The sequence below is a fragment of the Burkholderia sp. PvR073 genome, assembly GCF_054055695.1.
In genome coordinates, this window is record NZ_JBSRXO010000001.1 from 1,272,025 (window position 1) to 1,296,442 (window position 24,418).

General features: G+C 67.4%; 24 protein-coding genes. 14 read left to right on the forward strand and 10 right to left on the reverse strand.

Features of this window, described 5'->3' with window-relative positions; all coding sequences use genetic code 11:
• Complete coding sequence (locus ACVK00_RS05630) at positions 1–477, reverse strand: Lrp/AsnC family transcriptional regulator (RefSeq protein WP_284893237.1); 477 nt, start codon at positions 475–477, stop codon at positions 1–3.
• A gap of 182 nt (positions 478–659) precedes the next feature.
• Here ACVK00_RS05630 and ACVK00_RS05635 point away from each other — a divergent pair, with 182 nt between their 5' ends.
• A complete protein-coding gene (locus tag ACVK00_RS05635) occupies positions 660–1,904 on the forward strand; it encodes a diaminopropionate ammonia-lyase (RefSeq protein WP_284893240.1) in 1,245 nt (414 codons plus the stop codon).
• A 38-nt stretch (positions 1,905–1,942) separates the two neighbouring features.
• Positions 1,943–3,127 (forward strand): M20 aminoacylase family protein, encoded by a 1,185-nt coding sequence (locus tag ACVK00_RS05640; RefSeq protein ID WP_284893243.1) that lies wholly within the window; start codon positions 1,943–1,945, stop codon positions 3,125–3,127.
• A 66-nt stretch (positions 3,128–3,193) separates the two neighbouring features.
• Here ACVK00_RS05640 and ACVK00_RS05645 read toward each other — a convergent pair whose 3' ends face one another.
• Positions 3,194–3,907, reverse strand: a complete 714-nt coding sequence (locus tag ACVK00_RS05645) for a GntR family transcriptional regulator (protein WP_175714230.1) — start codon at positions 3,905–3,907, stop codon at positions 3,194–3,196.
• Between the two features lie 172 nt (positions 3,908–4,079).
• Here ACVK00_RS05645 and ACVK00_RS05650 point away from each other — a divergent pair, with 172 nt between their 5' ends.
• The 6 genes from ACVK00_RS05650 to ACVK00_RS05675 all read left to right on the forward strand — a co-directional run bounded on the left by ACVK00_RS05650 (position 4,080) and on the right by ACVK00_RS05675 (position 10,142).
• The gene (locus tag ACVK00_RS05650; protein ID WP_228908639.1) at positions 4,080–5,378 is read left to right on the forward strand and encodes an MFS transporter; all 1,299 of its coding nucleotides are present in this window, start codon (positions 4,080–4,082) and stop codon (positions 5,376–5,378) included.
• Between the two features lie 63 nt (positions 5,379–5,441).
• Positions 5,442–6,170, forward strand: a complete 729-nt coding sequence (locus ACVK00_RS05655; protein WP_284893246.1) for a maleate cis-trans isomerase family protein — start codon at positions 5,442–5,444, stop codon at positions 6,168–6,170.
• Between the two features lie 10 nt (positions 6,171–6,180).
• A complete protein-coding gene (gene hydA, locus ACVK00_RS05660; protein ID WP_284893247.1) occupies positions 6,181–7,596 on the forward strand; it encodes a dihydropyrimidinase in 1,416 nt (471 codons plus the stop codon).
• A 64-nt stretch (positions 7,597–7,660) separates the two neighbouring features.
• The gene (locus tag ACVK00_RS05665) at positions 7,661–8,857 is read left to right on the forward strand and encodes a serine hydrolase domain-containing protein (RefSeq protein WP_284893250.1); all 1,197 of its coding nucleotides are present in this window, start codon (positions 7,661–7,663) and stop codon (positions 8,855–8,857) included.
• Positions 8,857–9,153, forward strand: a complete 297-nt coding sequence (locus ACVK00_RS05670; protein WP_354123226.1) for a hypothetical protein — start codon at positions 8,857–8,859, stop codon at positions 9,151–9,153. The genes ACVK00_RS05665 and ACVK00_RS05670 overlap by 1 nt, the downstream gene beginning before the upstream one ends.
• Positions 9,132–10,142, forward strand: coding sequence for a serine hydrolase domain-containing protein (locus tag ACVK00_RS05675; RefSeq protein ID WP_354123227.1), 1,011 nt, complete (start codon positions 9,132–9,134; stop codon positions 10,140–10,142). Before ACVK00_RS05670 ends, ACVK00_RS05675 begins: the two co-directional genes overlap by 22 nt.
• Before the next feature lie 58 nt (positions 10,143–10,200).
• On the opposite strand, the gene ACVK00_RS05680 is transcribed toward ACVK00_RS05675, so the two are convergent.
• Entirely contained in the window at positions 10,201–11,559 is a 1,359-nt protein-coding gene (locus ACVK00_RS05680) for an aspartate aminotransferase family protein (protein WP_354123228.1), read from the reverse strand.
• A 325-nt stretch (positions 11,560–11,884) separates the two neighbouring features.
• On the opposite strand from ACVK00_RS05680, the gene ACVK00_RS05685 reads away from it, so the two are divergent.
• Positions 11,885–13,879 (forward strand): glycoside hydrolase family 28 protein, encoded by a 1,995-nt coding sequence (locus ACVK00_RS05685; protein ID WP_284893257.1) that lies wholly within the window; start codon positions 11,885–11,887, stop codon positions 13,877–13,879.
• A gap of 52 nt (positions 13,880–13,931) precedes the next feature.
• Here ACVK00_RS05685 and ACVK00_RS05690 read toward each other — a convergent pair whose 3' ends face one another.
• On the reverse strand, positions 13,932–14,438 hold the full coding sequence (locus tag ACVK00_RS05690) for a GNAT family N-acetyltransferase (protein ID WP_228908632.1): 507 nt from the start codon (positions 14,436–14,438) through the stop codon (positions 13,932–13,934).
• A gap of 266 nt (positions 14,439–14,704) precedes the next feature.
• Complete coding sequence (locus ACVK00_RS05695; protein ID WP_284893259.1) at positions 14,705–15,319, reverse strand: glycine zipper 2TM domain-containing protein; 615 nt, start codon at positions 15,317–15,319, stop codon at positions 14,705–14,707.
• Positions 15,320–15,948: 629 nt separating this feature from the next.
• Between ACVK00_RS05695 and ACVK00_RS05700 the strand changes: the two genes are divergently transcribed.
• Together ACVK00_RS05700 and ACVK00_RS05705 are read left to right on the forward strand one after the other, a co-directional pair.
• Positions 15,949–17,133: an amidohydrolase family protein gene (locus ACVK00_RS05700; RefSeq protein WP_284893261.1), complete on the forward strand. Its 1,185-nt coding sequence runs from the start codon at positions 15,949–15,951 to the stop codon at positions 17,131–17,133.
• 64 nt (positions 17,134–17,197) lie between these two features.
• On the forward strand, positions 17,198–17,686 hold the full coding sequence (locus ACVK00_RS05705) for a nuclear transport factor 2 family protein (RefSeq protein WP_228908629.1): 489 nt from the start codon (positions 17,198–17,200) through the stop codon (positions 17,684–17,686).
• A gap of 66 nt (positions 17,687–17,752) precedes the next feature.
• Here ACVK00_RS05705 and ACVK00_RS05710 read toward each other — a convergent pair whose 3' ends face one another.
• The 3 genes from ACVK00_RS05710 to ACVK00_RS05720 all read right to left on the reverse strand — a co-directional run bounded on the left by ACVK00_RS05710 (position 17,753) and on the right by ACVK00_RS05720 (position 19,902).
• A complete protein-coding gene (locus tag ACVK00_RS05710) occupies positions 17,753–18,619 on the reverse strand; it encodes a LysR family transcriptional regulator (protein WP_228908628.1) in 867 nt (288 codons plus the stop codon).
• A 117-nt stretch (positions 18,620–18,736) separates the two neighbouring features.
• Complete coding sequence (locus tag ACVK00_RS05715; protein ID WP_284893267.1) at positions 18,737–19,222, reverse strand: nucleotidyl transferase AbiEii/AbiGii toxin family protein; 486 nt, start codon at positions 19,220–19,222, stop codon at positions 18,737–18,739.
• Positions 19,223–19,422: 200 nt separating this feature from the next.
• The gene (locus tag ACVK00_RS05720; RefSeq protein ID WP_165754018.1) at positions 19,423–19,902 is read right to left on the reverse strand and encodes a helix-turn-helix domain-containing protein; all 480 of its coding nucleotides are present in this window, start codon (positions 19,900–19,902) and stop codon (positions 19,423–19,425) included.
• A 467-nt stretch (positions 19,903–20,369) separates the two neighbouring features.
• Between ACVK00_RS05720 and ACVK00_RS05725 the strand changes: the two genes are divergently transcribed.
• The gene (locus tag ACVK00_RS05725) at positions 20,370–21,173 is read left to right on the forward strand and encodes an ABC transporter substrate-binding protein (RefSeq protein WP_284893271.1); all 804 of its coding nucleotides are present in this window, start codon (positions 20,370–20,372) and stop codon (positions 21,171–21,173) included.
• 48 nt (positions 21,174–21,221) lie between these two features.
• Positions 21,222–22,070, forward strand: a complete 849-nt coding sequence (locus ACVK00_RS05730) for a phytanoyl-CoA dioxygenase family protein (protein WP_284893274.1) — start codon at positions 21,222–21,224, stop codon at positions 22,068–22,070.
• A gap of 100 nt (positions 22,071–22,170) precedes the next feature.
• On the opposite strand, the gene hutC is transcribed toward ACVK00_RS05730, so the two are convergent.
• The gene (gene hutC / locus ACVK00_RS05735) at positions 22,171–22,908 is read right to left on the reverse strand and encodes a histidine utilization repressor (protein WP_165754016.1); all 738 of its coding nucleotides are present in this window, start codon (positions 22,906–22,908) and stop codon (positions 22,171–22,173) included.
• 31 nt (positions 22,909–22,939) lie between these two features.
• Complete coding sequence (locus ACVK00_RS05740) at positions 22,940–23,482, reverse strand: helix-turn-helix domain-containing protein (protein WP_228908623.1); 543 nt, start codon at positions 23,480–23,482, stop codon at positions 22,940–22,942.
• 134 nt (positions 23,483–23,616) lie between these two features.
• On the opposite strand from ACVK00_RS05740, the gene ACVK00_RS05745 reads away from it, so the two are divergent.
• Positions 23,617–24,399, forward strand: a complete 783-nt coding sequence (locus ACVK00_RS05745) for an aldolase (protein ID WP_284893278.1) — start codon at positions 23,617–23,619, stop codon at positions 24,397–24,399.
• Positions 24,400–24,418: the final 19 nt, after the last annotated feature.

Below are 24,418 nucleotides of genomic sequence, written 5' to 3' on the forward strand. Positions count from 1 at the left end.
TTACTCGCCAAGGTCCACCGGCACCTCGAACCCGACCTTCACGCGGCTCATGCTCACCAGCGTCTTGAACCGCTTCACGTTGTTGTTCGCGAAGAACAGCTCACGCGTGAGCGCGCTGTACTGATCCATGTTGCGCACGGCCAGGATCAGCACGAAATCCCATTCCCCGGTCACGTAGTAGCACTGCTGGATCTGCGGGCAGCGCTCGAAGGTCCGCTTCATCGCGTCGAGCAGGTCGATCTGCTCGCTCTCGACCTCCACGTTCACGACGATCGTCAGCGGATGATCGACCTTGTCCGGCGCGACCACCGCCGTGTAGCGCTCGATCACGCCGTCGTCCGCGAGCCGCCGCAGGCGGCGGTTCACGGCGGCGGTCGACAGGTTCACGCGGGCGCCGAGTTCGTTCTGCGGCGTGTGCGCGTCGCGCTGGACTTCCCTCAGCAGCTTGCGATCGAACGCATCGAGTGGGGTGGGCATGATGGCGTGGCAACCTCGAAAGAATGAGAAATTTTTGCGTCCGGCCCGTCGATTTGGCGATTTTTTTGACCGGTCCGCGCAATATTATTTTTCGGACCGACGGCGAGCGCAACCCGTATGCGCCCGCACCGCACCCACCGACGGGCCGCCCGCGCGGCCCTTTTCCCGGAGCCCTTCCCGCCATGCTGATCGCCAACCCCCGCGCGTCGCGCACCGACTATCCCGATACGCTGCGCCGTGTCATGAACATCGCGGCGGCCGACGAGAGCGGCGCGTGGCTGTCGCACTGGCCGCTCGTCGGCGCCGCGCGCACGCCGTTGCGCATGCTGCCGGATCTCGCCGCGCGGCTCGGCGTCGCGAGCGTCAGCGTGAAGGACGAGGCGTGCCGTTCGCCGCTCGGCAGCTTCAAGGCGCTCGGCGCACCGATCGCGCTGATGCGGCTCGTGAAGCGGCTGCGGCCCCGCGAGGAACTCGATCCGCAGGGGCTCGTCACGGGCCGCTACGCGGCGTCGCTGGCCGACCTCACGGTGATCAGCGCGACCGACGGCAATCACGGCCGCGCGCTGGCCGCCGCTGCGCGCGCGATCGGTTGCCGCTGCGTGATCGTGCTGCATGCGCACGTCGACGCGGAGCGCGAGCACGCGATCGCCGCGCACGGCGCGCGGATCGTGCGGATCGCCGGCAACTACGACGAATCGGTCGTGCACGCCGCGCGGCTCGCGCACGAGAACGGCTGGCACGTGGTGTCGGATACGTCGTACGACGGCTACGAAGCGATTCCGCGCGACGTGATGCAGGGCTACGGCGTGATCGCGGCCGAAGCGCTCGCGCAGCAGCGGGCGGACGATCCCGACGATGGCGGCCGGCCGTTCACGCACGTGTTCCTGCAGGGCGGCGTCGGCGGTCTGGCGGCCGGCATCGCGAGCTATCTCTGGGAGCACGCTGGCGTGCGGCGGCCGCATTTCATCGTCGTCGAGCCGCGCCAGGCCGATTGCCTGTACCAGAGCGCGCTCGCCGGGCGCGCGACGAAGGCGACCGGCAGCGTCGACTCGGTGATGGCCGGGCTCGCGTGCGGCGAGGCGTCGCCGCTCGCATGGGACTTCCTCGAGCCGAGCATCGACCACTTCATGCTGATCGACGACGACGACGCAGTGCGGGCGATGCGTGCGCTGGCCGCCGGCAGCGCGCGCGACGTGCCGTTCGTGTCCGGCGAGTCGGGCGCGGCGGGCATCGCGGGGCTGACCGTGCTGATGCACGACCCGGCGCTGGCGCGTCAGGCGGGGCTCGATGCCCATTCGCGCGTGCTGGCGATCAACACGGAAGGCGCGACCGCGCCATCCGTCTACCGGCAGTGCGTCGGCGACACGGCCGACGCGGTGCTCGCGCGCCAGCGCGACTGGCTGAACCACGCGGCCGCGATGGCCTGAGCGAACCGAACGACCTGACGATCGACGAGGCAAACACGATGGACGCAATCGACGCAACCGAAGAAAGCACGCTGCAGGGGCAGTTGAAGACCTGGCGCCGGCATCTGCACCAGCACCCGGAGACGGGCTTCGAGGAAGTGAACACGTCGGACTACGTCGCACGGATCCTGACGACGCTCGGGCTCGATGTGCATCGCGGGATCGGCGGCACGGGCGTCGTCGCGAACCTGACGGTCGGCACCGGCACGCGCGCGATCGGCATCCGCGCGGACATGGACGCGCTGAACATCGCCGAGCACGCGCCGGGCCGCGAACATGCGTCGCGCACGCCGGGCAAGATGCACGCGTGCGGGCACGACGGCCACATGTCGATGGTGCTCGGCGCCGCGCGGCTGCTGGCCGAGCGCAAGGGCTTCGACGGCACGGTGCGCTTCATCTTTCAACCGGCCGAGGAGCATGGGCGCGGCGCGAAGGCGATGATGGCCGACGGCCTGTTCGAGCGCTTTCCGGTGGACGCGATCTTCGGTGCGCACAACATGCCGGGCATGCGCGCCGGCACGTTCTCGACGCGTGCGGGCGGCATCATGGCAAGCGAGGACAACTTCGTGATCCGGATCGACGGGTGCGGCACGCATGCGGCGCGCCCGCACATGGGCATCGATCCGATCGTGATCGGCTCGCAGATCGTGCTCGCGCTGCAGACGATCGTGTCGCGCAATCTCGATCCGGGCCAGCCGGCCGTGATCTCGTGCACGGAGTTCATCACCGACGGGCTGCGCAATGTGATTCCGTCGACGGTGACGATCAAGGGCGACACGCGCAGCTATTCGCGCGACGTGCAGGCGCTGCTGGAAACGCGGATGCGCGAGATCAGCGACGGAATCTGCCGCACGTACGGCGCGACCTGCACGTTCGAGTACACGCACGAGTTCGCGCCGACGGTGAATTCTCCGGAATGGGTCGACACGGCCGTGCAGGCCGCCGCGCAGGTCGCGGGCGCCGACGCGGTGAACGCCGACGTGCAGCCGATGATGATCTCGGAAGACTTCGGCGCGTTCTTGCAGGTGGTGCCGGGCAACTTCGTGTTCATCGGCAACGGCGAAGCGGCCGGGCATGGCGGCGTGCCGCTGCACAACGCGACGTACGATTTCAACGACGAGATCCTGCCGGTCGGCGCGCGCTATTTCGCGGAAGTGGCGCGGCGCGCGTTGAAGGCCGCGTAGCGCGCCGCTGGTGGGCCGCCACGCGGCCGGTTCGGTCGTGCGTTTGTGCGTTCGTTCGGCAGGCGGCTACGCGCGGGCCGCCCGCTTGCCCGGCGCGTCGGCGGTGCCGGTGCGATCGAGGATCGCCAGCACTTCGCGCGCGGTGTTCTCCGAATGGCGGCGCAGCACCTGCGGCAGCACCGCATGGTCGGGATCGGCGAGCGCGGCCATGATTTCCTCGTGCTCGTTCAGCGATTCGGCCCAGCGCAGCGTGTCGGCGTTCGCGGCGCCGCGCGCGCGGTGCACCTTCGACATCAGCGACGCATAGATGCCCGACAGCACCGGGTTGCCCGCCGCGTCGATGATCATCTGATGGATCTGCTGGTTCAGCCGGAAATATTCGACCCGCTTGCCGGCCTCGTGGCACTCGACCATCCGCCGGTGCTTCGCCTGCAGCGCGGCGAGCGCGGACGCGCCGATGCGCTTGCGCAGCAATTCTCCCGCCATCGCCTCGAGCCCGTGCAGCAGCTCGAACGTCGAGACGAGATCGTCGACGTCGATCGACGCGACCCGATAGCCGATGTACTGGCGATGCGTGACGGCGCCTTCCGCGACGAGCACCTTCAGCGCCTCGCGCAGCGGCGTCTTCGACACGTCGAACGCGAGGCTCAGCTCTTTTTCGTCGATGCGCGCGCCGGGCGGCAATTCGCCCTCGTCGATCATCACGCGCAGGCGCGCGGCGATCTCCGCGGCCATGCCGCGGGTGCGCAGAAGGAGGGGATTGCGGGGTGTCTGGCTCATGATGGTGCGAGCTTATCACGATATCGGGGCTTACCCTGCACCATCGTAGTGACAAAACAAATTCAATAAAACCAATCGTTTACGATAACTGTAATTATAAATTTCTAATCCTATACTCGGCTCAACGTTGCGCGACGTCCTGATCATCCTCGTCCATCCCTGGAGTCCGTCCATGTCTTCAACCTCCGGTGTCGCTGCCATGACGGTCGGCAAGTCCGCCGTCCGCTGGAAGATATTCGTCGTCATGCTGAGCCTCATCGCGATCAACTACGTCGATCGCGCGTCGCTGTCCGTCGCCATGCCTTACATCTCGCAGGAGTTCCACATCGGGCCGGCGATGGAGGGTCTGATCCTCAGTTCGTTTTTCTGGACCTATGCGGTGATGCAGATCCCGGGCGGGATGCTGGCCGACCGGTTCAAGCCGCGCATCGTGATCGCGATGGCGACCGTGTTCTGGGGCTTCTTCCAGGCGATCGCCGCGCTGTGCACGAACGCACCGTCGCTCTTGCTCACCCGCCTCGGCCTCGGTGCGTCCGAAGCGCCGATCTACCCGGCTGGCGGCAAGCTCAACGCGATCTGGATGACGCAGACCGAGCGCGGCCGCGGCGCCACGCTGCTCGACGGCGGCGCGCCGCTCGGTGCGGCCCTGGGCGCGGTGCTGATCGCCGGCCTGATCGCGCTGCTCGGGTCGTGGCGGCTCGCGTTCGCGGTGGCCGGAGTTGGCACGGTGCTCGCCGGTTTCCTCGCGTGGCACTACATCCGCAATACGCCGCGCGAGCATCCGGGCGTCAACGACCTCGAAGCCGACTACATCGAGGCGTCGCACGCGAGCGATCTCGCGGCCGAGCCGGCCGGTGCGTCGGGTCGCTCGCGCGACTTCTTCAAGTACCGCTCGGTGTGGTGCATGTTCTTCGGCTGGATGTGCTTCAACAGCGTGTTCTACGGGCTGCTCACGTGGATGCCGAACTACCTGCACAAGGTGCACGGCTTCGACATCAAGCAGATGGGCGGCTCGACTTTCATCATCTTTTTCTGCGGCTTCATCGGCGAGCTGCTCGGCGGCTGGATCGCCGACAAGTGGAAAGCCGCGGGCGGCCGCCCGAACGTCGTGATGCGCACGCTGTTCGGCATCGCCGCGGTGATCGCGACCGTGTCGATCTTTTCCGTCGCCTATGTGAAGAGCCCGGTGGTGTGCGTCGCGCTGCTGTCGTCGACGCTGTTCTTCCTGCGCTGGTGCGGCCTGTACTGGTGCATCCCGTCGTCGCTCGGCACGCGTAACAAGATCGGCTTCCTCGGCGGCCTCATGAACCTCGGCGGCAACCTCGGCGGCGTCACCGTGCCGATCCTCGTCGGCGCGATTGTGCAGTTCACCGGTTCCTACTTCCTTGCGCTGATGGTGTTCGCGGCGGCCGGCGTCGGCCTGCTCGTGTGCTCCAGCGCGATCGACTACGAAAACAAGCTCCCGGTCTGACCGACCCCTTGACCGACCCTTTTCACCGCATTGATTGCATTCACTGGTAGAGAGAACCTCATCATGAAGAAACGTACCCTGCTCGGCATGCTCACGCCTTCCTCCAACACGTCGCTCGAGCCGCTGACGAGCGCGATGGTCGCCGGGCTGCCGGGCGTGTCCGCGCACTTCGCGCGCTTTCCGGTCACCGAGATCTCGCTGACGGGCCAGGCGCTCGGCCAGTTCGACGACGACAAGATCATCCAAGCCGCGATGCTGCTCGCCGATGCGAAGGTCGACGTGATCGCGTGGAACGGCACGTCGTCCGGCTGGCTCGGCTTCGAGGCCGACGAGCGGCTGTGCGAGCGCATCACCGAAGCGACCGGCATTCCGGCCACGACCTCGGTGCTCGCGCTCAACGAGATCCTGAAGAAGACCCGCGCGCACGAGTTCGGCCTCGTCACGCCGTATCTCGACGACGTGCAGGCGAAGATCGTCGACAACTATCGCCGCTCGGGCCTGGACTGCATCGCTGAGCGCCACCTGAACCTGAAGGTCAATTTCTCGTTCTCCGAAGTGACGGGCGACCAGATCGGCGCAATGGTGCGCGAAGTCGCGAAGGCCGGCCCGCGCGCGATCTCGATCTTCTGCACGAACCTGAACGCCGCGCACCTGGTGCCCGCGCTCGAGGAAGAGACGGGCATCCCGATCTACGACACGATCTCGACCGTCGTGTGGAAGTCGCTGCAGCTCGCCGACTACGACACGCGGCAAGTGAAGGGCTGGGGGCGTCTCTTCAGCGACGTGATCTGAGGCGCGCGTCATGTCGAACGATCTCGATTTCGTAATCCGTCACGCGGACGTCGTGACGGCGGCGGACCGGTTCTCGTGCGACATCGGCATCCGCGCGGGGCGCGTGGCCATGCTCGGCCACGGGCTGCCGCGCGCGCCGCGCGAGCTCGATGCGAGCGGGATGCTCGTGATGCCGGGCGGCGTCGATGCGCACTGCCATCTCGACCAGCCGATGCCCGACGGACTGAAGATGGCCGACGACTTCCTGTCCGGCACGCGCTCCGCGCTGTGCGGCGGCACGACCACCGTGGTTCCGTTCGCCGCGCAGGCGAAGGGGCAGTCGCTGCAGGCGGCCGTCGACGACTATCACCGGCGCGCGCAAGGGCGCGCGCTGATCGACTACGGCTTTCACCTGATCGTCGCCGATCCGACGCCGCATGTGCTGGCCGAGGAGCTGCCGCGGCTGATCGCGAACGGCTATACGTCGTTCAAGGTGTACATGACCTACGACGACCTGAAGCTGAACGACCGGCAGATGCTCGACGTGTTGTCGGTCGCGCGTGAGCACGGCGCGCTCGTGATGGTGCATGCGGAGAACTCGGACTGCATCGGCTGGCTGACCGAGCGGCTGCTCGGCGACGGCCACGTCGCGCCGCATTTCCATGCGCATGCGCGGCCGGCCGTGGTCGAGCGCGAGGCGACGCATCGCGCGATCGCGTTCGCGGAACTGGTCGACGTGCCGATCCTGATCGTGCACGTGTCGGGTGCGGAAGCGATCGAGCAGATCCGCTGGGGGCAGTCGCGCGGGTTGCCGATCCTGGCCGAAACCTGCCCGCAGTACCTGTACCTGACGGCCGACGATCTCGGTCACGGCGGTCACGACGGCTACGAAGGCGCAAAGTGCGTGTGCAGTCCGCCGCCGCGCGACCCGGCGAACCAGCAGGCCGTGTGGAAGGCGCTGAAGCAGGGCGTGTTTTCGGTGTTTTCGTCCGACCATGCGCCGTTCAACTATGACGATCCGTGCGGCAAGCATCCGGGCGGCCATGCCGTTTCGTTCGACCATATTCCGAACGGCATTCCGGGGCTCGAGACGCGCTTGCCGCTGCTGTTCGACGGCGTGCGCCACGGGCGGCTATCGCTGCACCAGTTCGTCGAGCTGACGTCGCTGCGGCCCGCGAAGCTGTACGGGCTGTATCCGCGCAAGGGGACGATCGCGGTCGGCGCCGATGCGGATATCGTCGTCTGGGATCCGGACAAGCGCGTGCGGATCGCGAATGCGTCGCTTCATCATGCGGTCGACTACACGCCTTATGAAGGGATCGAGGTGACGGGCTGGCCGCGTCATTGCCTGTCGCGTGGCGAGCTGCTCGTGGAGGACGGCCGGCTGCTCGCGGCGGAGCCGGGGCGCGGACAGTTCCTGCCGGCCGGCAAACCGTGTCTCGACTGACGTCACGGCACGTGATGTGACGTGCCGCCGGAGACGGCGGTTGCGCATTTCAACAGGAGCAACGATGAGCGTTTCCCAAGCAATGCGCGGCATCGCGGCCGTCGCGATCGTCGCCGGATCGTGCGGCGGCCCGGCGCTGGCCGCCGGTGGCGCGCCGCAGGATCCGCCGAGCGTGGTGCCCGAAGCGGTCGGCGTCGATTCGGCGCCGCTCGTGCGGATGTCCGAATGGCTGCGCCGCGACCGGATGGACGTGCGCAGCCTCGTCGTCGTGAAGGACGGCAAGATCGTGTTCGAGCGCTACGGCGACGGCCTCACGCGCGACAACAACTACGAGCTCTATTCGGTGACGAAGACGATCACCGCGCTGCTCGCCGGCATCCTCGACGGCGAGGGCAAGCTCGGCCCGTCGACGAAGGTCGCGCCGCTGATCGGCGCCGCGCGGCCCGATCTCGCGAGCGAACTCGCGGACAAGCAGCACATCGAACTGCGGCACCTGATGTCGATGTCGAGCGGCTTGCGCTACACGACGCGCGAAGGCACCGACCCGCTGTACTACGACGCGCCCGACCGGCTGCGCGTCGCGGTGACGAGCCGTGCCGAGCAGCCGCCCGGCGCGCATTTCGACTACATCGACGTGAACCCGGTGCTGGTCGGCACGGCCGTGTCGATCGCCGCGGGCGAGCGCGAGGACGACTTCGCGCGCAAGCGGCTGTTCGCGCCGCTCGGCTTCGCGCACTACCGCTGGAGTGGCGCCGACGGTACCGGCGCGGTGGCGGGCGGTTGGGGCCTGCGGCTGCGCGCGATCGACATGGCGAAGATCGGCATGCTGCTGCTCGACCAGGGCCGCTGGAACGGCAAGCCGATCGTGCCGGCCGGCTGGGTCCGGCAGATGACGACGCCGTCGCCTGCCGCGGCCGATTACGGCTATTACTGCTGGATCAGTCATGTCGTCGAGCACGGCACGCCGGAATTCGGCGCGATGGGCTTCAAGGGGCAGTTCATCACGGTGCTGCCCGCGCAGCGCGCGGTCGTCGTGATGACGAGCCTGCTGCCGACGGACGGCGGCCTGCGCGATGCGACCTATCTGAACCTGTATCGGCGGATGGTCGGCGACTACATCCTGCCGGCGCTCACGCCGGCGCGGCCGCCGGTCGAAAGCGCGCAGGCCACGCAGGCGCTGCGCGACGAACTGGCGCGCAGCCGGCAGACGAAGGGCGTGCCCGGTACCGCCGCCGCGTTCAACGATGCACCGGAGATTTGATGAGGATCACGAACGTCATTGGCCAATTACCCGCGTGGCCCGATGCGCGGCGGCCCGCAGCGCCTCTCGTGCGCCGGCTGCTCGCGCGGCTCGCGGCGCTGCTGATCGGCGGCGGTGCGCTTTCGCCGGTGCCGATGCTGTCTGCGGCGCACGCGGCCGACGCGCTGCCGCCGCTGCATGAAACCGGCCTCGCGGCGGCCGCACCGAAGACGCCGGCGTCGATTCGCGCAAGCTCGTCGACCTGTCGCGCTGGATCCGCGAGCAGAAGCTCGACGTGTACAGCCTGCTCGTCGTGAAGGACGGCAAGCTGATCTTCGAGCGCTACGGTGCGAATGCGTCGCGCGATTCGACCTACGAGCTGTACTCGGTGACGAAGGCCGTGACGTCGCTCGTCGCCGGCATCCTGGTCGATCGCGGGGCCGTGCATCTCGACGAGCCGGTGGCCGCGCGGCTCGCCGCATGGCGCCCCGACCTCGGCGGCGCGCTCGCGGACAAGCGCGGCATCGCGCTGACGCACGTGCTGTCGATGTCGAGCGGGCTGCATTACGACTTCAGCCCGAAGGACGATCCGATCTACTACACCGCGCCGGACCGGCTGAAGCTCGCCGCGTCGGCCGCACCGAAGGTCGCGCCCGGCACCGCGTTCGAGTACACCGACGTGAACCCGATCCTCGCATCGGCGATGTTGAGCGCGGCGGCCGGCGAGCCCGTCGAGCGCTATGCGCAGACGCATCTGTTCGGCCCGCTGGACATGAAGCGGGCCGCATGGGAACGCGCGGACCGCACGGGGCTCGTGTCGGCCGGCTGGGGCTTGCGGCTGCGCGCGGTCGACATGGCGAAGATCGGCATGCTCGTGCTCGACGGCGGGCGCTGGCAGGGGCGGCAGGTGGTGCCGCAAGCGTGGATCGCACAGATGACGGCGCCGCGCGTGTCGCCGCATTTCGGCTACTACTGGTGGATCAACAACATCGTCGAGCGCGAGCCCGAATTCGACGCGATGGGTTTCAAGGGGCAATTCATCACGGTGCTGCCGAAGCGCAATACGGTGATCGTGATGACCGGCGTGCTGCCGGTGGACGGCGGCCTGCGCGACGCGGAGAACGTGAAGCTGTTCCGCCGGATGGTGAACGGCTACATCCTGCCGGCGCTCGACGGTGGCGCTGCGTCGGCGCAGGGTCCGGGCGGCGGCGATACGCGCGCGGCGTTGCGCGACGAGCTTGAAGTGAGCGCACGCACTGCAGGCGTGCCGGGCACGCAGGTCGATCCGACGGATCTGCCGAAGTAGCTTGGGTGCAGGCGTCGGGCTCGCGCATGCCGGCGAGCTCGACGCGCCGGTCGTCACATCACGCCAGCTCGCCCAGACACGCGTCGAATTGCGCGACGAGCGTGTCGACGTCGTCGGCCGTCGTCTGCGGGCACACGAGCATCATGTTGTGGAACGGCGTGATCAGCACGCCGCGGTTCAGCAGGTACAGATGCACGATGTGCTCGAGTTCGCTGTCGAGCTGTTCGCCCGCGATCGTGCCGTTGCGCGGCGGCGTGGGCGAGAACTGGAACTCGGTGCGCGCGCCGATGCGTGTCACGCACCACGGCAGACCGTGTTTCGCGATCGCCTGTTCGAGCCCGGTGGCGAGTCGCGCGGCCAGTTCGAACATGTGCGCATACGCGGCGTCGGTCGCGACTTCGGCGAGCGTCGCGCGCATCGCTCGCATCGCGAGCATGTTCGCGGTGAGCGTCGTACCGATCCCGGAATGGCCGGGCGGCGCGTTCAGCTTCGCCTGCTTCGCGCGTTCCGCGAATTCGGCGCTGAAACCGTACACCGCGCACGGCACGCCGCCGGCGATCGGCTTGCCGACCACCAGCGCGTCCGCCTCCAGGCCGTGCGCGGCAGCGTAGCCGCCCGGGCCGCTGCTGATCGTATGCGTTTCGTCGATCACGAGCAGCGTGCCGTAGCGGCGCGTCAGCGCGCGCGCCGCCTCCCAGAAGCCCGGCTCCGGCAGCACCATCCCGATGTTCGTCATCGCGGGCTCGGCGAGCACGCATGCGACGTCGCCGTCCTTCAGCGCCGCTTCGAGCGCGTCGAGATCGTTGAACTCGACGACGCGCGTGTTCGCGAGCAGGTCGTAGGATTGCCCGAGCAGGCTGTCGCGCTGCATGGGGCGGCCGTTGACGAGATCGACGAACACGTCGTCGACGGTCCCGTGATAGCAGCCGTTGAACACGACGATCGTGTTGCGGCCGGTGGCCGCGCGCACCCAGCGCAGCACGAAGCGGTTCGCGTCGCTCGCGCTCAGCGCGAACTGCCAGACCGGCAGCCGGAAGCGGCGCGCGAGTTCGCGCGACACCCAGGCGGCGTCCTCGCTCGGCAGCATCGTCGTGTAGCCGCGGGTCGCCTGGTCGGCGAGCGCGCGCGCGACCGGCTCGGGCGCATGGCCGAACATCGCGCCGGTGTCGCCGAGGCAGAAGTCCGCGTAGCGATGACCGTCGACGTCGGTGAAGGTCGCGCCGCGCGCCTCCTTCACGACCAGCGAGAACGGGGTCGACCAGTCCTGCATCCAGTGCAACGGCACGCCGAACAGCAAATGCTCGGCGGCTTCCGCGGACAACGCGCGGGAGGTCGGCATGGCTTCGGTGAATGCACGCCGCTCGCGATCGAACAGCGCGCGGGCGCGGATGAGGTCGACGCCGTGTCGGGTCTGCAATTGAGGCTCCTGTGACGGGTTGGAATGGACGGGTGAGGCCTCCGCGAGCTTGTCATATTCCACGCACGCGGTCGATTCGGGCTCGACCGCGTCGCCGTCAGACATCGAGTTTTTGCGCATAAAGATACGACAACATATATCTTTGTGTGCGGATCAAGAAGTGAGTGTGTGCTCACATATTCGATGTTAAGCCGGTAAAAACAGGGTAAACGACAGATACATCCGCGGCTTCGATCGCGTCTAGACTGCGCGATGTAGTGCGACGACGTATGAATCGTGATCCGCCGTCCGGCGCATCGATCCCCCCACCATTGAAGGAGTGCCCATGGCCGCAAACCGTCGCCGTTCGTCTTCGTCTGTCCGATCGCCCGCGTCGCGGCGTGTATCGCGTCGCGACTTCATCGGCTGGACCGGCGCGCTCGCTGGCGGCGCCGCACTCGGCGGACCGCTCGCGGCGACCCGCGCGTTTGCGGCCGGCACGTCGCCCCATGCGGCGGTCGACCTGATCTGGGGCGAGCACGGTGCGGCGGCGCGCATCGCGGCATCGCTCGCGCATGTGTCGCGTCTCGCGTTCCGCAGGCACGACTTCGACGTCACGCACTACGGCGCACGCGCGTGCGCGACCGTCGCGCAGACGTCGCCTTACCCGGCGGCGAAATCTCCGGTCAGCCCCGGTTCCGAACTGACGACCGCGCCCGGCGCGTTCGACTCGCGTCCGGCGTTTCTCGCGGCGATCGACGCGTGCGTGCGCGCAGGCGGCCGCCGCGTGGTCGTGCCGCCCGGCAACTGGTACTGCGCGGGGCCGATCGTGCTGCAGAGCAACGTGAATTTCCACCTCAGCGCGAACTGCACGATCTACTTCAGCCCGAACCCGGCCGACTACGCGAAGGACGGCCCGGTCGACTGCGGCGCGAACGGCCGCCTGTACTACAGCCGCTGGCAGGCGAACGACTGCCTGAACTACGGCGCACCCGTCTATGCGCGCAACGCGACGAACATCGCGCTGACCGGCGAAGGGCCGACGTCGGTGCTGAACGGACAGGCGATGACGCCGTTCGCCGGCGCCGGCAGCAGCAGCGTGTGCTGGTGGACTTACAAGGGTTCGTCGGGTGCATACGGTGCCGGCGCGACGGTGCCGGCCCAGAACTATGCGAATCCGAACAACGTCGACCTGCGGATCGTCGCGCCCGCGATCCCCGACGCGCTCTATGCGCTGCTCACGTCGCCCGTCACGCCGTGGCAGCAGGATCAGAACTACCTGCCCGCGCTGTCCGAGGCCGGCGTGCCGGTCGAGCAGCGCATCTTCGGCCTCGGTCACTACCTGCGGCCGTGCATGGTCGAATTCATCGGTTGCACCAACGTGCTGATGGAGCACTACCAGACGCAGAACACGCCGTTCTGGCAGCACCATCCGACCGCGAGCCGCAACGTCGTGATGCGCGGCGTGACGACGAACAGCATCGGCCCGAACAACGACGGCTTCGATCCGGACGCGTGCACCGACGTGCTGTGCGAAGGCTGCACGTTCAACACCGGCGACGACTGCATCGCGATCAAGTCGGGCAAGGACCGCGACACGGAATACGGCCCCGCGAAGCGGCACCTGATCCGCAACTGCACGATGAACAGCGGGCACGGCGGCATCACGCTCGGCAGCGAGATGGGCGGCGGCGTCGAGCAGATCTACGCGACCAACCTGTCGATGCTGAACGCGAACTGGCAGACCAACCCGCTGAACATCGCGATTCGCGTGAAGACGAACATGAACCGGGGCGGCTACGTGAAGGACTTCCACGTGAAGGGCGTCACGCTGCCGAACGGCGTGACGCTGAAGGGCGGGGGCTACGGTAGCGCGCTGCTCGCGGGCAGCCCGGTCAACGCGAGCGTGCCGCTCGGCGTGGTGACGCCGTCGGCAGGCAATCCGTCGGCCGCGCAGGGCGGCATCGTCACGTTCGACTGCGACTACCAGCCCGCGAACGACGCCGTGCGCACGCGGCCGCCGGTCGTGCAGAACGTGACGATCTCCGACGTGAAAGCGAGCAACGTGACGCTGAACGGCGTGACCGCGTCGTGCTTCCAGGCGATCGTCGCGCAGGGGCCGGTCGCGTTCGACTACAACGGCACGCCGCCGACGCCGGCCGTGCAGCCGATCTCCGGCGTGACGATCAGCAACTGCGACTTCGGCACGCCGGTCGCGTCGGGCACGCCGACCGTCACGTCGCCGGGGCCGATCTACGCGTTCAACGTGAGCGCGATGACGCTGACGAACGTGACGATCGCCGGGCAGGCCGTCAACATGACGGTTACCGACACGCGGTGAGGTAACGCGCGAGCACGCGTTCGCGTGCGGCCGGTCGATGCATGCGAACGCGTTACGCCAGCGTCTTGACCATGTGGTGCTCGTCGTAGAAGCGGCCGTCGATGAGCAGCGCGCGCGGTTCCGTGCCGAACCGCACGAACCCTTGCGATGCGTACAGGCGTTCGGCGGTGCCGTTGATCTCGTTGACGCACAGCATCAGTTGCCTGCATTGCCAGGCTTGCGATGCATGCGCGGTCGCGCTGTCGAGCAGCGATTGCGCGATGCCGCGCCCGCGATACGCAGGATCGACGAACACGCCCCAGATCACCGCCTTGTGCGCGACCTTCGCCCGTGGATCGCGGCGCACGCCCGTGATGCCGACGAGCGTTGCGCCGTCGAACGCGCCGAACACGGCCCGCACGCCGCTCGGCGTGATGCGCGTCGCGAATTCGTCGACCGTGATGCCGGCTTCTTCGTCGCGGGTCGGCAGGAACGAGGTCGGCGACGTGTCGATTGCGCGCAGGCGCACGGACTGAAACTGCGCCGCATCGGCGGCGTCGAGCAGGCGGATCGTGATCATCGGATGCGGTTCTTGTTGGGGTGTCGGAATCTGCTGCGCGATGCGCGGCAGGGCATCGACAATGCTAAGCGCAAACGGGTTGCGCGCGCGAGTATCGGCGGTGTGCGGAAGCTGGCGGTGACGTGTCTGCGCGGCAAGCGTGCTGCGCAGACAGAAGGAAGGAGATGAAGTGGAGCGCGCTCGCTGGCGCGCCGCGGCGGCGCGCGGCGTCGAGGGCGCGCAATCCGCGCGATGCGCCCGATCAGGTCAGGCGCATGCGGTCTGGATCAATAACGCGACAACTGATTGCCGTTGATCTGCACGCGATCGCCCGGGCGCAGGTCGCCGGGCGACTGCACGTCGAACGAGCGCGTCGAGCCGTCGCTGACCCGCACGTCGATCCGGTAGCTGCTCGGCGGTTGGGCCGCGCCCATCTGCTGGCCGATCTGGTTGCCGGCGACGGCGCCGCCCAGCGCGCCGATCACGGTAGCCGCATCGCGGCCGTGGCCGCGGCCGAACTGGTTGCCCAGCACGCCGCCGACCAGCGCCCCGACGACGGTGCCGGCCACGCCTGACGTGCCGACCGAGCCGTTGACCGGCTGGATGTTCGCGACCGTGCCGTATTGCGCGCCGTAGCCGTTGCCGTACTGGCCGCCGTAAGGCTGCGGGTTGCCGTATTGGTCGTACTGCGGCGCCTGATTCGGATAGGCCGGCTGCTGCGGCTGCACGTAGCCGGGTTGCGAATACGCGGGCTGCGCGTAGCCGGGCGTCGCGTATTGCTGCTGCGGATAGCCTGGTTGCGCACCATAGTAGCCAGGTGCGACGCAGGCGGTCAGCGGGAGCGCCGCCACGGCGACGAGCGAGGCGAACAGAACGGTCTTCGTGGAAGGCATGCGCATCATGATGGTTCCTGCATCGGCAACGTGTTCGCCGACAGATTCCGGGACGGGTGGCGAACTCGGCGTGAGTATAAGGAATGGGCGGATGCGCGTCCGGTGCGGCCGGGTAACAACGTGTAAAGTCTGTTGCCGAGCAACTCGCCGGCACGGCGGGGCGTTGAAGTGGGCGCCCGACACGGCGCGACGTGGCCTCCCGGCGCTCATATTCCGGTGACGCGGCGCGCTGCGCGACGGTTGGCCTTTTCGCCGCTTCCGCCGCTTCCACTGCTTCCGCCGTTTCCGCCGTTTCCACCGCTTCCACCGCTTCCACCGCTACCGCCGCTTCCACCGCTTCCACCGCTTCCGCCGCTTCCGCCGCTTCCGCCGCGATCCCGCCCCATCGTCGCGCCCGGTCAGCCGAGCATGCGCGCCGCGCATCGCGAAATCGAATGCGCGGCATCGCGACATTTAATTGGCCTCGGTCGGCCCCGTCCGATATCGTGACCGCATTCCCTGCCACCGGTCGCGCTGCGCCGGCCGCGGTTGCTTCCCCTGTCCGCGCCGGCGCTGCGTTTCACGCGATCACGACCTGACCGCCGTCATGGTGCGTGCATCGTGACGGCCCTGCTCTGACCGACCACCCCGGAACCGACATGACGAACCTGCTGATCCGCAACGTCCGCACGCACGCCGACGAAGCGCTCGACATCCTGATCGAAGGCGAGCGCATCGCGCGCGTCGGCCCGTCGCTCGACGCGCCCGCGGGCTGCGCGATCGAGGACGGCGCGCTCGCGCTTGCGCTGCCCGGCCTCGTCGAAGGCCACACGCATCTCGACAAGACCCACTGGGGCATGCCGTGGTATCGCAACGCGGTGGGGCCGCGCCTCGTCGACCGCATCGAGAACGAGCGCAACTACCGCGCGACGAGTGGTCACGATGCGGGCGCCGCGTCGCTCGCGCTGGCACGCGCGTTCCTCGCGGCCGGCACGACGCGCATCCGCACGCACGTCGACGTCGATACCGATGCCGGGCTGCGGCATCTGCACGGCGTGCTCGCGACGCGCGAGACGCTGCGCGGCCAGGTGGACATCCAGATCGTCGCGTTTCCGCAGTCGGGCGTGCTCAAGCGGCCCGGCACCGCCGCGCTGCTGTCCGACGCGCTCGGCGCGGGCGCCGACCTGCTCGGCGGCCTCGACCCGTGCGCGATCGAAGGCGATCCGGTCGAAGCGGTGGACGTGCTGTTCGGAATCGCCGAGCACCACGGCCGCGGGCTCGACCTGCACTTGCACGAGCGCGGGTCGATGGGCGCGTACTCGCTCGACCTGATCCTGCAGCGCACGGCCGCGCTCGGCATGCAGGGCAAGGTCACGATCAGCCACGGCTTCTGCCTCGGCGACGTTGCCGACCGCGAGCGCGACGCGCTGCTCGCGCGGATGGCCGAACTCGGCGTCGCGATCGTCACGACCGCGCCGGCCGCGGTACCCGTGCCGTCGGTCGTCGCCTGCCGCGCGGCCGGCGTGACCGTCATCGGCGGCAACGACGGCGTGCGCGATACGTGGACGCCGTACGGTTCGCCCGACATGCTGGAGCGCGCGATGCTGATCGGCATGCGCAACGATTTCCGTCGCGACGACGCGCTCGAAGTCGCACTCGACTGCGTGACGCACAGCGCGGCGCGCGGTTGCGGCTTCGCCGACTACGGGCTGGAGGCGGGCAAGCGTGCGGACGTCGTGCTCGTCGATGCGCTGACGTTCGCCGAGGCCGTCGTCGCGCGGCCGACGCGCCGGCTCGTCGTGTCGTCGGGGCGGATCGTCGCGCGCGACGGCGTGCTGGTCTGAGCCCGGTGCCGCATCGCGCCGGGTATGATCGGGCTCTTTCAGCCTGATCCTGCGGGAGACGACGATGCGACACACACGCACGATGGCGGCACGCGCCGCGCGATGGACGCGATGGATGGCCGCGGCGACGTTCGCGGTGACGGCCGCGCACGCGGCGGCGGCCGGACCGGATCAAGCGCAGCAGGAAGCGAATCGCCGCACGGTGCTGGCGTTCTACGAGAAAGGCCTGAACGAGAAGGATGCCGATGCCGCGCTCGCGTATGTCGGCGACCAGTACGTGCAGCACAACCCGAACGCGGCCGACGGCCGCGACGGTTTCCGCAAGTTCGTCGCGTTCCTGCGCGACAAATATCCGCAGTCGCACAGCGAGATCAAGCGCGCGTTCGTCGACGGCGACTACGTGATCCTGCACGTGCATGCGGTGCGCGAGCCCGGCACGCGCGGTAGCGCGATCATGGACATCTTCCGGCTGGAGCACGGCAAGATCGTCGAGCACTGGGACGTGAACCAGCCGGTGCCCGAACATGCGGCGAACGGGAACACGATGTTCTGACGGGCGCGGTCTTCCACGGTTACGCCGCTGCTCCGTCGACGCCGATCCGCATCGCGACGGCTGCGCTTATTCCGGCTCGTGTTCGAGCATCGCCGCGAGCGCTTTCGTCAGTTCGCTGACCATCGGATCGGCCGTCGGCCGATGCAGGATCGCGATGTCCATGTTCTCGATCGGCGCGAAGCCGCCGTGCTCGTCGGTCAGCACCACGTGTTCGTCGGTCACCACGCGCGCGGGCAGCACGCTGATGCCGAGCCCGTCCGCGACGGCCGCCTGGATGCCGCTCAGGCTCGACGTCGTGAAGCTGATTCGCCAGCGGCGGCCGCGTTCCTCGATCGCCTTGATCATGTCGTCGCGATAGAGCCCGCGCGGCGGAAACACGACGAGCGGCACCGGGTCGAGTTCGATCGTCGGATGCCGCGCGCTGTCGATCCAGCGCAGCTTCTCCGGCCAGCGCACCACCGCCTCGCGGCTGTCGCGCCGCTGCTTGATCAGCACGAGATCGAGCTCGCCGCGATCGTAGGCCGCGCAGATGTCGCGGCTCAGCCCGCACGTCACTTCGAGTTTCACCTGCGGATGATCGCGCTTGAACGCGGCGAGCGCATGGGTCGTGCGGCCCGCCGCGAAATCGTCGGGCACGCCGAGCCGGATCGTGAGCGCGACGGTCGCGCCCGACAGCGCTTCCAGCATCTCGTCGTTCAGCGCGATCATGCGCCGCGCGTAGCTGAGCACCGTCACGCCGGCATCGGTCGGCCGCACGTCGCGCGTGCCGCGGTCGAGCAGGCGATGCCCGGCGATCTCCTCGAGCCGCCGCACCTTCTGGCTGACCGTCGACTGCGTCGAATGCAGGCGCGCGGACGCGGTCGTGAAGCTGCCGCAATCGGCGACCATCACGAGTGCGCGCAACAGGTCGAGGTCGAACAAAGGTCGATTCATTTCTGCACTTTTCTGGATTCGAGCATTTCATTTCCAAATGCGTGCGACGACTTTTAGCATGGCCAGGGACCGCGGGCAATCGTGGGTTCGCCGGACACGGGGCTGCTGGAGGTAGGGTCAGCGCCGGGGCGATTTGCGGGCGGTGCTGGTGTCGGGAAGCTGTCTGAGGAACTCGCTGGCCAGATTCACGCAGTAGTCGAACGACGGCGTATAGCCGAGGGTCCGGATATCGTCGAAACGCGACTGCACGAATGCACGGCGCTCGTCGAGCAGACTCAGGAAGGTCTCGCGATGACGAACGAGAAATGCGCTTGCGTCCATCAAGCTCTCCGGTTCCCGCTCGATGACCAGACAGAGATCGAACAGGTCTCGCGCGGTGGGCCGATCTCCGCGATGCCACATTTTCTTGGCGACGATTTCCGCTGAAGTCTCGACCTTGACGACGTGGTCCATCAGCGTCCATTCGTCATAACCGGGGGACATCAGGTTGCGGGAAACCACGAAGTCGATCTCGCCGTCGGGCAACACCAGTTTCACGAAGCCGGCGTGTTCCTCGTATTCGCTCGTGATGTCCGATGCGGCGTCGCTGATGCGCGGGTTCACGTACCCGAGATACTGCGGGTCGGGTACGAAGATGTCGATGTCCTTGCTGACACGATGTCAGTGACGCAGCATGAGGACGGTGCCACCGCCGAAGGTCCAGAACGGACGGGACGTGCCGTGCTTCCGTATCTCGTCGATGAGTGTCAGTGCGTGACGGAAAAGGCCTTGCCACGGGCCGTCGGGCAAAGCGGCTGGTGCAATCATGCCCATACCTCCCGGTACAGATGAAGATCCTTCGACCATGCGGCAAGGTTCTTCCAGATGGCGCGAAGCGGCGTGCCGGAGCGTGCGGCAGCTTCTTCGGCGGCCTTCACCACCACCGGCAACGGCACTTCGTCGAGGATCACGGAGATCTGCGATTCGTATCCTGCGGGAATCTGTCCCGTGGTCAACGCGTCGGCCAGCAGTCGCTCGGTCAATTCACCTCTATAGCTGACGTTTGAGCTCACAACCGCCTTGTAGAGGCCGCTTTGGGCCGGCCTTGGCTGTGCCTGGAGTTCGATGCCGAGCACGCCGAGCAGCGGGATCAGCTTGTTGACGCCAAGATCCTTGATCTTGCCGGTTTCAAGCTGGTTCACCGTGAGGCGAGACAATCCGGCGAGTTTCGCAAGCTGGGCCTGTGTGAGGTCGAGTTCGGCCCTCCGTTTTGCAACGGCCTGGCCGATTTCATAGAGTTGCATGTTGACCTCCGGACGCAGGTTTATCGCGCGTGAATGTAAAGTATATCTTACATCTCGACGAGGCTCGTCGCCACCCATGGTTGGTGGTGCGGTATAGGGTGCATGGGCGGCGCAGGTGAAAAATGTCTCGATGAACCGCGCTGTATAGACATTCGCCTCCGGCGGATATCCGCGAAAACTCGTTCTGTGGCAGCCAAACATCACGCCGGGTAAACACTAGAAACACAAGGAAAATCCCGCGAATTCGGCTATTTCTCGATCATCAATCCAGCCCTTCGTCCTGATTTAACCCTGGAGCCTCCGCCAACCCGCTCTCCCCGCTTGCGCTCAAAAATTGAGCGGTCTAGACTGCATCGCAGTTTCATCGAAGTCCCAGTCTTTCGCGTACCGCGCCGGGCCTGCCGGCACGACGCTCCCCAACGGACGCCCGGCGCTTGCCCGCCGCGTCGAGACCACAAGGACACACCATGAACCGCACTGCAAAGCTGATCGTTTCCGCGCTGGCGTTCGCGCCGCTCGTCTCGTTCGCGCAGGACACGGCAACGATTCGCTGGGGCATCGATCCCACCTATCCGCCGTTCGAGGCGAAGCAGCCCGACGGCTCGCTCGCCGGCTTCGACATCGACCTGCGCAATGCGATCTGCGAGCAGCTGCGCGCGAAGTGCGTGTGGGTCGAGCAGGGCTTCGACGGGATGATTCCGGCGCTGCGCGCGCGCAAGTTCGACGTGATCATGTCCGCGATGACGGCCACCGACGAGCGGCTCAAGCAGATCGACTTCTCGAACAAGCTGTACGCGTCGCCGGGTGCGCTCGTCGCGCCGGCCGGCTCGAAGCTGCTGCCGACCGCGGCGTCGCTCGCCGGCAAGCGCATCGGGATCGATCAGGGCACGACGCAGGAGGCGTACGCGAAGGCCGAATGGGCGACCAAGGGCGTGACGATCGTGTCGTACCAGAACCAGGACCAGGTGTATCAGGATCTGGTGAATGGCCGTCTCGACGCGACCTTCCAGGACAAGACGCAGGCCGGCTATTCGTTCCTGAAGACGCCGCGCGGCAAGGGCTACGCGTTCGCGGGCCCCGACGTGACCGACGCGCGCATCACCGGCTACGGCGTCGCGATGGGCGTGCGCAAGGGCGACGCCGACATGAAGAAGCGGCTGAACGACGCGATCGCCGCGATCCGCGCGAACGGCACGTACCAGAAGATCGCCGCGAAATACTTCGACTTCGACATCTACGGGGCGAAGCAGCAGTTGACCAGCGCGCCGTGACCCCATGCCCCCCGTGATCCCGTGCTTCATTCAATCGACAGGCAAGCCATGACGAGTATCCAGGACCGCGTCGCGAAAGCCGTGACGTCCGAACTGATCGCCGCCTTCCGCGACGAAGGCGCGGTGTGCATCAAGGGCATTTTCTCGCCCGACGAAGTGGCCGCGCTGCGCGCCGGCATCGACGCGAACCTCGCGCAGCCGAGCGAGCGTGCGAAGGTCGCGAGCCGACCCGACGATCCGGGCTGGTTCTTCGAGGACTTCTGCAACTGGCGGCACAACGATGCATACCGCGACTTCATCGTGCGGTCGCCCGCGCCGTCGGTGGCCGCCGCGCTAATGGGCACGAAGACTGTTCGCCTGCATCACGACCATCTGCTCGTGAAGGAGCCCGGCACGCGGCAGCGCACGCCGTGGCACCAGGACCAGCCGTACTACAACATCGAAGGCGACGACAACGTCAGCATGTGGATTCCGGTCGACCCGGTGCCGCTCGAATCGACGCTGGAATTCGTCGCGGGTTCGCACCAGGGGCCATGGCTGATGCCGCGCACGTTCATGGACAAGGAGGCGAAGTGGTTCCCCGAAGGCAGCCTCGCCGACCTGCCCGACATCGAGGCCGACCGCTCGGCATTCCCGATTCGCCACTGGGCGCTCGAGCCCGGCGACATGGTGTGCTTCCGGATGCTGACGCTGCATGCGTCGGGCGGTACGCAGAACCGCCGGCGCGCGTTCTCGATCCGCTTCGTCGGCGACGACATCCGTCACGCGCCGCGCCGCTGGAAGACGTCGCCCGATTTCCCGGGGCTGGCCGACGAACTGCCGGAGGGCGTGCCGCTCGAGCATCCGCTGTTTCCGGTCGTGTGGACGCGCGACGCGGGGCAGGTCGGGACGATCTGAGCGGCGAATATCGACGACATCGAGCGACGTCACACGCGCGGCGGCCGTTTCGCGATGAAGCGGTCGCCGCGCGTGGTCGTTTTCAGGTGCCGAAGCAGGTTCAGGTCTGGTGACGTCCGGCGCCCGGCTTGAAGCGTGAGCCGAGCCGGTAGCGGTTGCCCGGATGCAGGAAGTGTACGAACGTGACGGGCAGCCCGTTCGTCCAGGTGCGGCGGGTGAGGGTGAGACACGGTTCGTCGGCGCGCATGTCGAGCAGCCGCGCCTGTTCGCTCGTCGGCAGCGCCGCGTCGACGACGTGCTCGATCTCCAGTTCGTAGTGCGACACGTTGTTGAACAGGTATTCGGACGGCGGCTCGGCCTGGAAGTCCTGATCGATGAATTCGGGCGCGGCGGCCGGATTCACGTAGCGATCCTCGAGCTGGATCGGGCGGCCGTTTTCCTCGTGCACGCACACCACGTGAAAGACCGGTGTGTTGACCGCCAGCCCGAACGCGGCCGCGACGTCGAACGACGCGGGCTCGCGCGACTGGCTGAGCACGCGGCAGCGATATTCGTGTCCACGCGCGCGGATCTCGTCGCGGATGTGCGCGATCATCAGCAGGTTCGACTGCGGCTTGACTTCGGCGACGAAGGTGCCGACGCCCGCGATGCGCTTCAGCACGCCTTCCTCGGTCAGCTCGCGCAGCGCGCGGTTGACCGTCATGCGCGCGACGCCGAATTGCGCGGCGAGATCGAGTTCGGACGGAATGCGGTCGCCCGGGCGCCAGTCGCCCGCATCGACATTCTGGCGAACGAGCGTCTTGATCTGCTGGAACGGTGCGGTGGCCTTGGTGACCATCGGAAGATCCTTGCGCGAAGAAGTGACGAGGCTAGTCGTCGTGACTGACGATGACCAGGATCTCCGCCTGCGCGGCGCCGAGGCTGCGCGTGCGGTGCGGGATGAGTGCGTTGAAATAGACTGAATCGCCGGTCTTGAGTTGCACCGTCTCGTTCGGGAATTCGATTTCGACGCGCCCCTTGTGCACGAACAGGAATTCCTCGCCTTCGTGCTCGCGGAACGTCGACGCGACGAATTCGTGCGGCGGATGCACGACGAACGGCAGCATCTTCTTCGGCGCGACGCCGGCCGCGATGCTTTCGAAGCGGTGCGCGTGGCTGTCGGCCGTCGCACCCATCGCCGTGCGCTCGCCGGCGCGCGTGACCGTGATCAGCTCGCGGTTGTGGCTTTCCGAGAACAGCTGCTCGACGTCGATGTTCAGCGCCTTCGACAGCTTCAGCGCGACCGCGATCGACGGCACGCTCAGGCCGCGCTCGACTTTCGACAGGTAGCTCTTGGTCAGGCCGGTCTCGTCGGCCAGCACATCGAGCGTCCAGCCCTTCTGTTTTCTGAGCAGCTTCAGGCGAATCGTCATGGGGCGCCGGGTGTTCTTCGAAAAATCGATTGTAACGCATGACACAAAGTGTCCTGTGGTGTATCGTGTGTCTTGCGTGTCCACGGACACGGCCGCGGACGGCGCGGCAGATCCGATCCATTCAGGAGGTGAACATGGCGGAAACGCTGAATTTGACGAAGGAGGCGCTGGTCGCGCTGGCGGAGCGGCGTCTCGAGAACGAGGTGGGCGACAGCGGCTGGTCCGCGCGGCAAAAGCTCGCGCTCACGTGCCGGATCCTGTTCGACGCCGGTCACGATTCGGGCCTGGCCGGGCAGATCACCTGCCGCGGAGGCGACGCCGGCACGTACTACACGCAGCGGCTGGGGCTCGGCTTCGACGAGATCTCGGCCGCGAACCTGCTGCGCGTCAACGAGGATCTCGACGTCGTCGACGGCGAAGGCATTCCGAACCCGGCCAACCGGTTCCATACGTGGATCTATCGCGAGCGCCCGGACGTGAACTGCATCATCCATACCCATCCGGCGCATGTCGCGGCGCTGTCGATGCTCGAGCAGCCGCTCGTCGTGTCGCACATGGACACCTGCCCGCTGTACGACGATTGCGCGTTCCTGAAGGACTGGCCCGGCGTGCCGGTCGGCAACGAGGAAGGCGAGATCATTTCGAAGGCGCTCGGCGGCAAGCGCGCGATCCTGCTGTCGCATCACGGCCAGCTCGTGGTCGGCAGGACGATCGAGGAAGCCTGCATCCTCGCGCTGCTGATCGAGCGGGCCGCGAAGCTGCAACTGCTGGCGATGTCGGCCGGCGAGATCAAGCCGGTTCCGCCGGCGCTCGCGCAGGAAGCGCACGACTGGATTTCGAAGCCGAAGCGCGATGCCGTGACGTTCGATTACTACGCGCGTCGCGCATTGCGCACGCATCGGGACTGTATTGCATGAGCGGGCGCATGGCTTCCGT